The organism is Paenibacillus sp. PK4536 (assembly GCF_028594455.2).
Lineage (GTDB): Bacteria > Bacillota > Bacilli > Paenibacillales > Paenibacillaceae > Saccharibacillus > Saccharibacillus nuruki.
The window spans coordinates 1,818,643-1,833,006 of sequence record NZ_CP126313.1; the positions used below are offsets into that span (position 1 = coordinate 1,818,643).

The following is a 14,364-nucleotide window of genomic DNA, read 5'->3' on the forward strand; positions in this document are numbered from 1 at the left end:
GAAGAATTTAAGGTATAATAAACATAACGTAAGATTTTAAATGAGGTGTATTATGTATTGGCGGGAATGGCTCAAGACGATGGTCTTGGCATTAATCATACTCGGCATATTGAATAGTTGGGTATTTAATATATCAACAGTTAAAGGACAGTCGATGCAGCCAACTCTTGTACAGCAAGAACGGTTGTTTATCAATAAATTAATCTATAAATTTCATACACCGGCACGCGGAGATATTATTATTTTGCATGATCCTATATTGAGTGCAAGCCCCAGCTCCAAATTGTTAGTGAAACGAGTCATTGCTATCGGCGGAGATACGATTGAGATTCGTAACCACCGAGTATATATCAATCAGATTGAACAGCAGGAAACGTATATTGATACCGATATAGGAGATGAAGATCACAAGCCGATGATAGTGCCAGAAGGGCAATATTATGTCATGGGTGATAATCGTCATGAAGGAATGAGTAAAGACAGTCGTATTTTTGGTACGATAGCTTTAACGCAGATTGTCGGGCGTGCCGATTTTATTATATGGCCTTTATCCAAATGGGCATTTTTATAGAACATATTATAGGAGGTGACAGTGCATGACGCAGCAAGAAGTATTACAACAAACAACAACCAGATGGGAACAGCTCAAGCTTGAAATCAAGCAGGCTGCGCCATCGCTGGGCATAGATGATGTAGGCTTTACGACAGCAGATCCTTTTTTGTATTTAAAAGGAGTCTTAGAAGAGCATCGTCGTAAAGGGCATGAATCAGGTTTTGAAGAACCGGATATTGAGAAACGTATTCACCCGAGCTTGGCATTAGATGGAGCAAAGTCGATTATAGCGATATCTGTTACCTATCATTCCAAGATGGAAAACCCGCCTAAGTCAGAACCCGGACAATATCGAGGCATTATGGCACGTTCAGCATGGGGCAAAGATTATCATTATGTACTACGTGATCGGATGCAGCGTTTAGAAGATTTTATTCGGGAAAAGGTACCGGAAGTTCGAATAGAAAGTATGGTAGATACCGGGGTGTTGTCAGATCGAGCGGTGGCTCAGCGTGCAGGGATCGGTTTTTACGGTAAAAACTGTGCTGTGATTTCACCTACATTAGGTTCATGGATATTTCTAGGTGATATGATCACGGATATTCCGTTTCCACCCGATACGCCAGTTACTGAAGATTGTGGAACATGTACCAAATGTATAGATGCTTGTCCAACAGGAGCATTAGTAGGTCCCGGACAATTGAACTCACAAGTCTGTGTTTCTTTTCTAACACAGACTAAAGGCATGTTATCTGATGAACATATGCGTAAGATCGGAAATCGATTGTATGGTTGCGATACCTGCCAGATTGTATGTCCCAAAAACAAAGGCAAGAACTGGAATCATCAAGAAGAACTTCGCCCTGATCCAGAAAAAGCCAAGCCATTATTATTACCGATACTTGATCTCAGTAATCGAGAATTTAAAGAACAATTTGGTGATACTTCTGCGGCATGGCGTGGCAAAAAGCCCATTCAACGCAATGCAGTTATTGCGCTCGGGAATTTCCGGGACAAATCGGCTGTGCCGAAGTTAACCGAATTACTACATCGTGATCCTAGACCAGAGCTCAGAGGAACAATCGCATGGGCGCTTAGCCGAATAGGTGGCGAAGATGCGCTACAAGCAGTGATCCATGCGCTCGCCAAAGAAGTAGAGCCTGAAGTCACGGAACGTTTACTCCAAGCCAAAGCTATACTTGAAGGAGAGATCGCAGAATGATTTCTTTGTATTATGATGAAATTAAGGCGCCTACAGGAACAATAACGCTAACATCGTCACTTCACGGGATATGCCGTTTAGATTTTAAATCTTATGCCGATAATAAAGATAAGATGGCGATCTGGGCGAAGCGCTGGTATGGAGATCATGAGTATATATATTCGCCTGATCATTTACAGTCAGCCGTACAGCAGTTACATGAATATTTTGCAGGAGAGCGGCAAATTTTTGAGTTGTCGTTTGATTTGCAAGGTACTGATTTTCAGCGTCTGGTCTGGCAAGGGTTACAGACTATTCCTTATGGAGAAGTCGTTTCGTATAAATGGATCGCTCAGCAGATTGGCCATCCTACAGCAGTACGAGCCGTTGGAGGCGCTAATAATCGTAATCCAGTACCGCTGCTTATTCCATGTCATCGTGTGATTGGAATGAATGGACAAATGGTCGGTTATGGTAGTGGTCTACCACTGAAAGAATGGTTGTTGAATCTGGAAGGGTATCCTATTGAACCTGTGCTATTTGAATTGAAATAGAGCTCATATCCTAATATCGGTAAAGGAGACTTCCCATGAGGTACGTAAACATCGATAAAGTAGAGACAGGGCAATATTTAGGCAAAGCGATTTATTCAGGTAATGGAGCGATTCTATTGTCTGCTGGTGTACAACTGACCGTCTATATGATTAACACGCTCAATCGGATCGGGGTCACGATGTTGTATATTCAAGATGAGAACTTTGCTGATATTGAAATGGAAGAGGTACTCAGCGAAGCGACCAAACAGATGATGATCCGTGAAATGAGTGATACGTTCGATGCTGTTCGTTCCGGTAAAGAGTGGAGTCCGAATAAAGTAGCTTTTAGTATTGAACAATTGCTTGAAGATATTACAAGTATGCGTGAAGTACAGGTGCAATTAACCGATATCAAAACAAACGATAATGTGCAATATGTACATGCGATGAATGTCTGTCTTTTATCCGCTATGATGGGGATGAATATGGGACTCAATCAACATCAACTGAAAGATTTAGCAACAGGGGCTTTACTGCATGATGTTGGTAAATTTTCAAAGATAGCGGAAGATGATCTGGAGATCGGTTCCAAAAACCATCATACATGGCGTGGATTCGAACTCATCAAAACCAAGCGAGAATTCAACTTAATGATCGCTCATATTGCACTTCAACATCATGAACGAATGGATGGCAAAGGCAAGCCACGTGGACTTAATGAAGAAGAAATTCATGTGTATGCTCGTATTGTAGCCACAGCGAATACTTATGATAATCTGATTACATCCAAAGACAACGGTGGGCAGGGATTATTGCCTCATCAAGCTTGCGAAGAAATGATGGCTCAATCGGATCGTATGTTAGATCATGATGTGTTAGTGGAATTTACACGTATTATCTCGGTGTATCCTAATGGTACAGGTGTGCGATTATCGAATAAAGAAACAGGTGTGATCGTCAGACAACATAGGGGCTTACCCGGTCGTCCGGTGGTACGCATTGTAAGCGGAAGTGGTGGCGATCTAGACGTCAAAGAAATTGATCTGGCGAATGCAACGACTACATTTATTGAAGCAGTTATGATGTAACTTCTAACGATTGAAAATGTTTGCTAAGCCGATCACGGAAATGGTATGATAAATGCTGTTCCTGCCTTTATCGGTTAAGGGCGTAGTGTACCCTTTTACAAGGAACTTCACACTATAATTCATCTACAGGGGTGGCAGTTATGACGTGGTTAAACTGGGTCATTCCAATCGTGACTTTGATTGTCGGTCTGATTGGCGGCTTTTTTATTGGTGCATATTATTTGCGCAAACAGATGGAAAAAATGCAAAACGATCCAGCAGCTTTGCAAAAAATGGCGAAGCAAATGGGTTACAACCTGAATGGTAAGCAGATGCAACAAGCTCAACAAATGATGAAAAATAATCCACAAGGTGGCAAAGCGCCTAAAGCTAAAATGCCTCCTATGGGTCGCGGAAATACAGGTAAACGCAGAAGATAAGCAAGTAGCATCACAGGGATCAGGTCCATAAAGACCTTGTAATGGGAAGAGGAGGTCACTATGGCTGGTATCAAAGATTATACCAATCTTGAAGTCGGTGAAAACCGTGCACAGATTGAAGACCATATCCGTCAGATTTTGAAATTGATCGGAGAAGATACAGAACGTGAAGGTTTGCTTGATACGCCTGCACGTGTTACTCGTATGTACGAGGAGATTTTTGCTGGTTATAGCGTAGATCCTAGAGAAGCGCTAGGTGTAACTTTTAACGAGAATCACGAAGAAATGGTTATCGTTAAAGACATTGTCTATTACAGTCAATGTGAGCATCATATGGCTCCTTTTTTCGGCAAAGTGCATATCGGTTATGTACCTAGCGGTAAAATTGCAGGCTTAAGCAAATTCGCTCGTCTGGTCGAAGCTGTCAGTCGTCGTCTACAAGTTCAAGAACGTATTACTTCTCAAATCGCAGATATATTGGTGGAAGTACTTGATCCAACAGGCGTTATGGTTGTGGTTGAAGGCGAACATCTATGTATGTGTGCACGAGGTGTTAAAAAGCCAGGTAGCAAAACGATCACTTCCGCAGTTCGCGGTGGATTCCGTACAGATGCACCATTACGTGCTGAATTTTTAGCATTGATTAAAGACTAAATATGAATAAAAAACAAGACGCCTACTTACTAAATAGAAGGGGTCTTGTTTTTGTTTATTTTAGATAGATGTATATTTAGAAAGTATAAAATATGTTACACTTAATAAAGTCATTTTGTAATCAAGGAGTTGTAACATATGCCCGACTGGCATCTTAAAGATAGATTAAATCATGTTTACTTGGCAGAAATAGTATCAATGGTAGATTCTGATACAGATAATCTTCATAAGTTAGGATGGCAAGTCGAATTTGACTGGTCGATATATTGCCAAAGCAACAATGACTATAACGCTTATAAGCTTCTTTCTATACATAGTTCTTACATACAAGGTGCAATAGCATATCGTGATAATGATGATCATGTATATGTTGATTTGTTAGAAAGCGCTCCTCAAAATCGTTATCGTTTTAAAGATCGTATTTTTGTGAATGTAACAGATGTTCTTCTGGGACAAGCTTGTTTATACAGTCAATCTATAGGATATGATGGGTTCGTTTCATTTGTTCCTAAAAACGAATTAATCAGATATTATCAACAACGATTCAATGCAAAGTTTATTGGAAATAGTCAAGGTATGTACTTAGATGATATTGATGCAAGAAGGATAATAGAGTTATACTATTATTAAAGGAGATGATCTGATGCTAAGAAACAAATTAATTAAATTGAATGAAGCTTCTTTGCAATCGATTCATCATACTAATCAAAATATACGTCGTGTAAAGAATGTGACTCAAACATGGAGCACTACTTCAAAACCAATAGTGATGATTAAACCTGCTTCTGCTAAGCAATTAGTAGATATGAATGTAGGCATGAGAGCTATTCGCCAGAGTATGAAAGAAGACCTTGGACAAAAACAATATGATGCCCGTATGCAAAGTAATCGGGAATGGTTTGAACAATATACTGCAATTCAAGTTCGTTCTTGATGATATAACAAGGTAAAAGTGATTATTCAAAAATGGTGGAAATGATGCCAAATGGCGTTGTGTCCACCATTTTTTTATGTAGAGGACATATAGAAACTGATATAATACAATGATTAGAATCAAGCAACTGAAGTGGAGGAATCATGATGTCAGCAGACAATCATCGACATTCTATCCCTACATTAATCGATGTGCCTGTAGGTTTGGAACAGGCGGTATGGGTAGAACGACCATTGGTAGAGCAAGGAGATTCGATATTAGCACCATTAGCATGGGAAGAGTTAATGTGTCGTCAAGTGGGGCAAGGGCATCCTCCTGTGATTCATCTCTGGCGACATACAGATGGTATGGCGATTGGTCTGCGTGATCGGCGATTGACGTACGCTACACGAGCAATGGAACAATTTCGGCAAAAGGGTACATCGGTCTGTGTACGTCCTTCAGGTGGTGCGGCAGTTCCTTTACATCCCGGTATTTTGAATCTATCGATTATACTCCCTAATCCTAAGCGCAATATTAGTATTCATCGCGATTTTCGCTTTATGGCGGATTGGATCAGTCGAGCAGTCGATCCGTGGAATGCACATGCTCATGTGGGTGAGATCGAAGGAGCATTTTGTCCGGGAGATTATGATGTGAGTATTGCTGGACGAAAGTTCTGCGGTATAGCTCAGCGTAGACAAGCCAAAGCCTATATTATTACGGCTTTTATTATTGTAGAAGGCCGTGGAGATGAATTGTCCGCAGGGATTCGGCGCTTTTATGATCTGGCAGTAGGGGAGCAGGACAAAGGATATCCTGTTGTACAACAAGGCACGATGGGCAGTCTATCTGAGTTAGCGCAAGTACCCGATGTAACTTCATATACAGAGCAATTAAAATCTATTTTAGCAGAAGGTCAATCGATTGAAATGATCAAGGAACAGACTTTATTTTCACTACAAGATATTCAACAGATGGAAGAGTACTTGATTCAGCGATATGACGAATAGAGAACCGAAGTAGAAGTGGATTAAGAACGGGATTGAATAAGAAAAGAGGTCTATCATGCAATTACGCAAAGTGAAAATCGTAGGAACCGGTAAATATTTACCGAAGCGTGCAGTAACCGATGAAGAATTGGATCAGAAGCTAGGAGTACAAGCAGGTTGGACGCACAAAGCGACAGGTGTGGGCACCAGATATTATGTGAGTGAAGGTGAGACAGCTTCGATGATGGGCGCACAAGCGGCGCAAGATGCTTTGGATGCAGCAGGTCTTACATTTGCAGATATGGATTGTCTTGTATGTACAAGTGGAACCAAAGAACAGCCATTACCAAGCACAGCGGTATTTATCCAGCAAGCGATGGGACAAGAAGAGTCAGGTGTGCCTGCTTTTGATATTGATGCGACCTGCTTAAGCTTTTTGGTCGGCTTGGATACGATGTCTTATCTGGTAGCCGCAGGACGATATCGGTATGTTCTTTTGGTAGCTACAGAGATTGCATCGGCAGGGCTTAATTGGGAAAATAAAGAAAGTGCAGCTTTATTCGGAGATGGAGCAGCCGCTGTGATTATTGGTGCATCTGCGCCAGAAGAGTCTGCTCGAATTATACATACTTCGCTTCAAACCTATAGTAAAGGCGCACGTTATTCTGAAATTCAAGGTGGAGGTACACGATTACCTGCTCATCTGCAAAAAGATCTAGCAGAATCTTTTTTATTTTTTATGGATGGACAGAAAATCTTCCGCATGGCTTCCCGATTATTACCTGACTTTATTGATCAATTGTTAGAGCAATCTCATACCAAAATGGAAGATTTCAAATTGGTTATTCCTCATCAGGGTAGCGCTATGGCAATGCGCCTGATACGCAAAAAGTTAGGCATTAGCAAACAACAATTTCTCGATATCACTCTTAATCATGGGAATACGATAGCTGCATCTATTCCGATGGGCATTCATGAAGCGATTGTACAAGGAAGAATAGAACGTGGCGATCGCATTCTATTAATGGGAACAGCGGCAGGATTATCATTAGGAGGAATGGTGCTTGAGTACTGAGCCAGTCACACCACAACGGATATTGATTACAGGTGGACGTGCTCCTGTAGCGCTTGAGTGGGCTCGCCTTTTGCATCGTAACGGTCATTATGTCTATGTGGCTGAAAGTAGTAGGTATCATCTGTGCCGTGTATCGAGTGCTGTGGTGGAGAGCTTTCAAGTGCCACCGCCCCGCCAACAACCGCAATTATATCTGTCTGCATTAGAGCAATTGATCATAGAGCATCAGATCGATCTTTTGCTCCCGACATGTGAAGAGATTTTTTATATTGCGCAAGGTCTGGAACGATTGCAAAGGGTTTGTCGAGTGCTTACACCTTCGCTCTCTACACTGCATACTCTGCATCACAAAGGAAAATTTATCGAACAAGTGATAATGAATAATCAAGTCGCTCCGATCACTTTCCCGGTAGTAGAGCCTTCAACAGACTCTTATGATTATTCGGTGCCTGATGCAGAAGGTCATACATTTGTGCGGAAACCGATTTATTCTAGATTTGCATCGCGAGTGATTATGCCGTGGGAACGCAGACGTATTATAGCTTCAAAAAAGCAAAAGACTACAGCAAATACAATGATAACAACAGAAACAACAGCAATGAATAAACAATATGAATCATCAGCTTGGATTGCTCAGCAATATATCAAAGGGAAAGCTATCTGTACCTATAGTCTTGTACATAAAGGTATCGTGATCGCACATGCTACGTATACAAGTAACTATAGAACATCACGTACAGGAGCGAGTGTATATTTTGAAGCTATAGAGCATAATAAAGCGTACGAGTGGGTATGCCAATTTGTTCAAGGGATACCTTTAGAGGATCAACATCCATCTAATACTGCTTTTTGTGGACAGATTAGTTTTGATTTTATTGAAGAAGATTCGACAGGCATTCTATATCCGATTGAATGTAATCCACGAACGACCAGTGGGATTCATCTTTTTCAACACCAAGATACAATGATTCAAGCATTGCTAGATCCTGAGTCAATAGCGCAAAGTGGTCAAGTAATTATGCCAGCCGTAGGAACAGCTAGAGTATTGACGTTACCGATGTGGATAGCAGGCATCAAATACAATCGGGATTGGCAAGCTTGGAAAAACTGGTGGAACAGTCTACAAAGGGCGACAGATGTGGTATATCAGGCAGACGATCGCAAGCCATTTTGGGAGCAATTTCGATTAGTCGCTCAAGCGTTGCGAACTTGTCGTACAGAGCGTATTTCACTGACTGAAGCATTAACCCATGATATCGAATGGAATGGAAAGGAGAGCTTATGACCAGAGCATTAATTACCGGGGCGACAGGATTTTTGGGTGGACATCTAGCTAGACGATTAGTCGCACTAGGCTGGGATGTTCATGGAACAGGGCGAGATGAAAGCCGTGGACAAGCATTAGAACGTATTGGCGTACAGATGAATTATTATGATCTAGGAGATGCAGAGCAAGCGATAGAAGCTTGTAAAGGACAAGATATCGTTTTTCATTGTGCTGCATTGTCTTCGCCGTGGGGCAAATATCAACAATTTTATCAAAGCAATGTAAAAGCCACTCAACATATTGTTGATGGTTGTATTCGGCATGATGTCCAGCGATTGATTCATGTGTCTACACCCAGTATTTATTTTGATGGCAAAGCTCACTACGGGATTCGAGAATCCGATCCTTTACCTCGTAAGTCAGTCAATCATTATGCGGCAACCAAATTATTAGCTGAACAGATTGTATTGCAAGCTTATAAAAAGCAAGGTTTAGCTTCAATTATGATTCGTCCGCGTGCGATTTTTGGACCGATGGATCAGACGTTATTTCCACGGTTATTAGAAGTCAATCGTCAATCCGGTGTGCCACTATTACAAGGGGGGCGCGCGCCGATAGATCTGACCTACGTAGATAATGTTGTCGATGCAATGTTACTAGGTGCAAAAGCACCACAGACAGCGCTTGGACAGGCGTACAATATATCCAATAGTGAACCGATTGCGTTTGTCGAATTGTTGTCGCGTTTATTTGAACGCTTAGATATACCTTTACATACTCGAAATGTACCTTATTCGGTAGCCCATCTGATCGCAGGAGGAATGGAAGCTGTGTATCGTCTATTCCCAGCGCTAGGCGAACCTCCCTTGACTCGTTATAGTGTAGGGTCGATTGCAGTACCTCATACACTGGATATCTCGTTAGCACAGCAAAAATTAGGTTATATGCCTCGTATCAGTGTCGATCAAGGGTTAGAGCGATTTGCAGATTGGTGGTGTGCTCAATGATCACTTCATCAGCAGTGCGATTATGGATCGGAGCAGCTGGATATTGTACTCATCCTGAATTTTTGACATTACAAGGCGGTTCGTTACGAGCGGTGTCATTTCCAGCAGGGTTTGCTTGTATTCAGCATCCTGAGCACGGGTATATCTTATTTGATACGGGATATAGTGCACGCTTTTTTGAAGAAACAGCCACGTTACCACAATCGTTGTACCGTTATATTACACCGGTGATCTATCAGGAAGAGGACTCGGTCATTTCGCAATTGGAACAGCAAGGCATTATGGCAGATCAGATTAAGTATGTGATCTTATCGCATTTTCATGGAGATCATATTGCTGGAGCAAAAGACTTTCCGCAAGCGACATTTATATACCTTTCCGAATCGTATCAAGCGGTCAAAGATTTGAGTTCGATCCGAGCGGTTAAAGCAGGATTTCTAGCAGGTTTATTGCCGGATGATCTCACCGAACGCTCGCGTGTGTTGCATCGATCAGATTCCCAACCGTTAACCTCATTGCTATATAGTCATCTTGGACATGATGTATCCCGAGACAACGATCTGATTACACAAGAATTTCCGTGGCAAACGGGGTACGATATATTGGGAGATGGAAGTCTGATTGCTATTGAATTGTCTGGTCATGCAGAAGGGATGATCGGACTATTGGTATCGACAACCAATGATGATTATTTGTTATGTGCGGATACCGTATGGTCTAGTATCGCTTTTACCGAGAATCGTCCGCCTCATTTTCTGGCAGGTATGATTATGTCAGATCGTCAGCAATATAGGCTTAATCTCCAAAAATTACGTCAGTTGCACCTCTCATCTCGATCTATTCGGATCGTCCCTAGTCATTGTAAGCAGGCATTACAGCAGTGGGGAGGGCGATGGTTGTGAAAAGATTAAGCGAACTCACAAATACGATGCGCATCCTTTATCATTATGTATGTACTCATTATCGTAAAGGTTGGAATAGTCGAGCAGAGCTTGAGCAATGGCAAGAAAAGAAAATTATCAAGCATGTGCGTTATATACGGCAACAATCACCTTTTTATCAGCAATTGTGGCAAGGGATAACTGATGATCAGTGGCGTGACTTTCCGTTGATAGATAAGTCGATAATGATGGAACATTTTGATCAATTGAATACGCTGGGTATTGCCAAAAGAGAAGCGATGGAGATTGCCGATCAAGCAGAGCAGACACGAGATTTTGAACCTACTTTGCAAGGAGTGACTATCGGACTGTCTTCGGGTACATCGGGTAATCGAGGGTTATTTCTAGTGAGTCCCCAAGAACAAGCACAATGGACAGGGACTGTGCTTGCCAAGTTGTTACCCGGTGGTATTCGGCAACCTGAGAAGATTGCGTTCTTTTTGAGAGCGAATAGTAATCTGTATGAATCGGTACAAAAAGGAAAACTGCAATTTTGTTATTTCGATCTATTGGTACCGATCACAACGCATATTGAGCAGCTTGAACGATACCGACCGAGTCTATTGATTGCGCCTGCTTCCATGTTGCGTTTATTAGCAGAGCAGCAATCATCAGGCTTGTTAACGATAGAGCCACGCAAAATCATTTCGGTGGCAGAAGTATTAGATCCTTTGGATCGTCAATATATTGAATCTGTTTTTATGCAAAAAGTACATCAGGTGTATCAGTGTACAGAAGGTTTCCTCGGAGCGACGTGCGAATATGGTAATCTGCATCTGAACGAAGATATTGTACATATTGAGAAAGAAATGTTGGATCAGCAAAGCAGACGGTTTGTACCGATTATCACGGACTTCTCGCGGGTATCTCAACCGATTATACGGTATCGTTTAAATGATATTCTGACCGAAGCCGCAGAGCCTTGTCCTTGTGGATCACCGATGCTTACTATCGAACAGATTGAAGGACGATGCGACGATATTCTTTATGTCACTCATCAGACGACAGCAGAAAAAGTACCGCTATTCCCCGATCTGATCACAAGAGCGATTATAGGAGCTTCCGCAGATATTGAACATTATCGTGTGATCCAGTATCAGATCAACCAACTGGAAATCAGCTATCGTCTTACTGGAAAAACAGATCATATAGCACAGGATCAAGCTGTCGAAGCGCAAATCATTCATCGTATCCAGCATATCTGCGATACTTTACAAGCCGTCATGCCAGCGATTACCTTTACAGCATATGAGTTCACGCCCGGAATCATAAAGTTACGGCGAGTCGAACGAAAGTGGGCGTTGTGAGTCAGTAGATAAGTAGCTCTATAGCTATTTTCTATATCGAAATGAAATAGGATCATTCTAAAATAAAGTAGTATATTCAGACATAAAGTAGATAAAGGAGGATCTTATGTCCAACCAAGTAGAAGCGTCATTGGAACGCAAACGTATCGCTTTGGTGACAGGCACATCAAGTGGATTTGGATTGTTAATTGCAGTGTTATTAGCAGAAAAAGGAATTACTGTTATTGCTACAATGCGAGATTTGACACGCAACGTAGAACTGGCACGTATCGCTGAGCAAAAAGGAATCACTGACCGTATTCATTATATCCAGCTGGATGTGACCGATTCTTTATCTATTCAGATTGCAGTCACAACTATCCAACAGCAGTATGGAAATATAGACATTCTTATCAATAATGCAGGGTATGCTGTAGGTGGATTTATCGAACATGTACCGATGGAGACATGGCGAGCACAATTAGAAACGAATGTGTTTGGACTGATAGCAATGACTCAAGCGGTTCTTCCGATGATGCGTGAGCAAAAGCAGGGCTATATTATTAATATGAGCAGTGTGAGTGGACTATCTGCTTTTCCCGGATATGCACCGTATGCCACTTCCAAATTCGCAATCGAAGGATTTAGTGAAAGCTTGCATCATGAGATGGCTGAATTTAATATCAAAGTGGTATTAGTAGAACCCGGTTCATACCGGACATCAATCTGGGAAAAAGGGCTGGCAGATATCCATACGATTCCTGATTCACCCTATCAATCTCGCTTAGAAGCAGTATTGCGTTATTCTCGTAAATCCGCAGCATCCGCTCCTGATCCGCAAGAAGTCGCTGATCTTGTCGGGAAAATTGTAGATAAGCGTTCTCCAAAGTTACGCTATGCTATTGGAGAAGGTTCTCACATTATGATCTGGGCACGCAAACTATTACCCTGGCGTGTGCTTGAATGGGTGATTGGTCGAGCGTTGAAGTCTTAAAAAGGATATGGAAATGTATTTACGTATAGTATTGAAAGATTGAGTTGTTCTGACGTATGATTTAAATATAAAGCAATGATGATAAAAATGCAGTGAGCGATTATTTTGTCGAATCCGCTGGATGCCTTGTGTAATAAGGGATTGAAGCGTTTCTAGACAAGTGTCTATTTTCCTTATTGGAGGTTCAATGCAAAACGTAAAAAACAGATGGGACAAAACGTTGATGTACTGCGGGTTTAGAGGTGTAAAAGTTCGGAGTTTTATATGAACGTAGTGGGATTTAAACACTTTTGCTGATGGTGGTTTTTCTAATCAACCTTCTAGTTTTATATGAACGTAGTGGGATTTAAACATGACTACATTATTCGCATCGGATTCACCAAAATCAGTTTTATATGAAAGAGGAGATATTATGGCGCTGCATGTACCTAATCATATTACTGAGCAACTACGTATTTTTTTGCGAGAAAATGGTATTGATTCTTCTCGAATGGTGATAGATATTGATTCTAGTATGATTGCTGAACGAAATGAGCATATTGGACCAGCTAAAGAAGATTTAGAATTAGCTCAACAAATAAGCCGCGATATGTCTTTAATGGAGGAGCGTATTACTAAAATATACTTGTTTGGTAGCAAAGCCAAAGGAATCAGTCATGCTAAAAGCGACTTTGATTTCTACGTCGAATATCTTGGTAATGGTATAGAAGAAGACGAATACGATATCCTATATGCTTCTTTAGTAACGATAGCCTTAAAGTATATTCCTGATGCAAAATTTGATATTGTACTAGGTACCATTGGACAATATGATGGACAAACTTTTATGAATTCGATAGAAAGAGAAGGTATTCAATTATATGGTTGATCCCCATCGCTGGTTTCGTAAAGCTGAAGTTAATTATAAAAATTTTTTAACAAATAAAGAAGATGCTGCTAGACATGTTGGAGAAGATATTGAAATGGATTATCTTGGTGAGAGCGCTTATAATGCTAGTCAGTGTGCGGAAAAATGGTTAAAAGGCGTATGTGTTTTATTAGGAGCAGAATTGAATGATGATCATAAGCTAGCCAGACAAATCATTCTTTTACGTGAGAAAATGCCTACACTTCTTGAGGGTATCGAAGCTTATGGTGTAACGTTAGCTAAATATAATACATTGGGACGATATCCTGATGACAATAGACATTTTAGCCATAGAGATCATGCTAGCGCTGAAAGAGCACTAACTCATATTAGAAATGAAATGATACGTATTTCGCTTGACCAGAGAGTTGAATTTCTAGGTTACGATTATATTGATTATAATTCTTCTCGAAATGACACTCGTTTGTAAAAGGCAGAAAATGACTGATTTTGATATTCAAAATTATAGACAATCAGAGAATCTACCGAATCAATATTTATTCTAAAAAGTGTATACTCCACAAATGCAGT

At 41.0% G+C, this 14,364-nt stretch carries 15 protein-coding genes and 1 pseudogene; all 16 read left to right on the forward strand.

Annotation, left to right across the window (positions count from 1 at the left end; all coding sequences use genetic code 11):
- Positions 1 to 52: 52 nt before the first annotated feature.
- The 16 genes and pseudogenes from lepB to PO903_RS08370 all read left to right on the forward strand — a co-directional run bounded on the left by lepB (position 53) and on the right by PO903_RS08370 (position 14,263).
- Positions 53 to 571: a signal peptidase I gene (gene lepB / locus PO903_RS08295; protein ID WP_069329432.1), complete on the forward strand. Its 519-nt coding sequence runs from the start codon at positions 53 to 55 to the stop codon at positions 569 to 571.
- A gap of 25 nt (positions 572 to 596) precedes the next feature.
- Positions 597 to 2,308: pseudogene (gene queG, locus PO903_RS08300) on the forward strand (tRNA epoxyqueuosine(34) reductase QueG).
- 35 nt (positions 2,309 to 2,343) lie between these two features.
- A complete protein-coding gene (locus PO903_RS08305; protein ID WP_069329429.1) occupies positions 2,344 to 3,378 on the forward strand; it encodes an HD-GYP domain-containing protein in 1,035 nt (344 codons plus the stop codon).
- A gap of 140 nt (positions 3,379 to 3,518) precedes the next feature.
- On the forward strand, positions 3,519 to 3,797 hold the full coding sequence (locus tag PO903_RS08310) for a YneF family protein (protein WP_069329428.1): 279 nt from the start codon (positions 3,519 to 3,521) through the stop codon (positions 3,795 to 3,797).
- A 60-nt stretch (positions 3,798 to 3,857) separates the two neighbouring features.
- Entirely contained in the window at positions 3,858 to 4,451 is a 594-nt protein-coding gene (folE, locus tag PO903_RS08315; protein ID WP_137224949.1) for a GTP cyclohydrolase I FolE, read from the forward strand.
- A 138-nt stretch (positions 4,452 to 4,589) separates the two neighbouring features.
- Positions 4,590 to 5,081 carry a hypothetical protein gene (locus tag PO903_RS08320; protein ID WP_137224951.1) on the forward strand — a complete coding sequence of 164 codons (492 nt, stop codon included), beginning with the start codon at positions 4,590 to 4,592 and terminating at the stop codon, positions 5,079 to 5,081.
- A 13-nt stretch (positions 5,082 to 5,094) separates the two neighbouring features.
- Positions 5,095 to 5,385 (forward strand): hypothetical protein, encoded by a 291-nt coding sequence (locus PO903_RS08325; RefSeq protein WP_069329425.1) that lies wholly within the window; start codon positions 5,095 to 5,097, stop codon positions 5,383 to 5,385.
- Between the two features lie 146 nt (positions 5,386 to 5,531).
- A complete protein-coding gene (locus PO903_RS08330) occupies positions 5,532 to 6,377 on the forward strand; it encodes a lipoate--protein ligase family protein (RefSeq protein ID WP_273593116.1) in 846 nt (281 codons plus the stop codon).
- A gap of 55 nt (positions 6,378 to 6,432) precedes the next feature.
- The gene (locus PO903_RS08335; protein ID WP_137224957.1) at positions 6,433 to 7,431 is read left to right on the forward strand and encodes a beta-ketoacyl-ACP synthase III; all 999 of its coding nucleotides are present in this window, start codon (positions 6,433 to 6,435) and stop codon (positions 7,429 to 7,431) included.
- Positions 7,421 to 8,716: an ATP-grasp domain-containing protein gene (locus PO903_RS08340; protein WP_273593117.1), complete on the forward strand. Its 1,296-nt coding sequence runs from the start codon at positions 7,421 to 7,423 to the stop codon at positions 8,714 to 8,716. The genes PO903_RS08335 and PO903_RS08340 overlap by 11 nt, the downstream gene beginning before the upstream one ends.
- Positions 8,713 to 9,705, forward strand: a complete 993-nt coding sequence (locus tag PO903_RS08345; protein WP_273593118.1) for an NAD-dependent epimerase/dehydratase family protein — start codon at positions 8,713 to 8,715, stop codon at positions 9,703 to 9,705. The genes PO903_RS08340 and PO903_RS08345 overlap by 4 nt, the downstream gene beginning before the upstream one ends.
- The gene (locus PO903_RS08350; protein WP_273593119.1) at positions 9,702 to 10,607 is read left to right on the forward strand and encodes an MBL fold metallo-hydrolase; all 906 of its coding nucleotides are present in this window, start codon (positions 9,702 to 9,704) and stop codon (positions 10,605 to 10,607) included. The genes PO903_RS08345 and PO903_RS08350 overlap by 4 nt, the downstream gene beginning before the upstream one ends.
- Positions 10,604 to 11,953, forward strand: coding sequence for a F390 synthetase-related protein (locus tag PO903_RS08355; RefSeq protein ID WP_273593120.1), 1,350 nt, complete (start codon positions 10,604 to 10,606; stop codon positions 11,951 to 11,953). The genes PO903_RS08350 and PO903_RS08355 overlap by 4 nt, the downstream gene beginning before the upstream one ends.
- Before the next feature lie 106 nt (positions 11,954 to 12,059).
- Complete coding sequence (locus PO903_RS08360) at positions 12,060 to 12,926, forward strand: SDR family oxidoreductase (RefSeq protein WP_273593121.1); 867 nt, start codon at positions 12,060 to 12,062, stop codon at positions 12,924 to 12,926.
- A gap of 352 nt (positions 12,927 to 13,278) precedes the next feature.
- Positions 13,279 to 13,794: a nucleotidyltransferase domain-containing protein gene (locus PO903_RS08365; RefSeq protein WP_273593122.1), complete on the forward strand. Its 516-nt coding sequence runs from the start codon at positions 13,279 to 13,281 to the stop codon at positions 13,792 to 13,794.
- On the forward strand, positions 13,787 to 14,263 hold the full coding sequence (locus PO903_RS08370; RefSeq protein WP_273593123.1) for a HEPN domain-containing protein: 477 nt from the start codon (positions 13,787 to 13,789) through the stop codon (positions 14,261 to 14,263). The genes PO903_RS08365 and PO903_RS08370 overlap by 8 nt, the downstream gene beginning before the upstream one ends.
- The last annotated feature ends 101 nt before the right edge of the window (positions 14,264 to 14,364 follow it).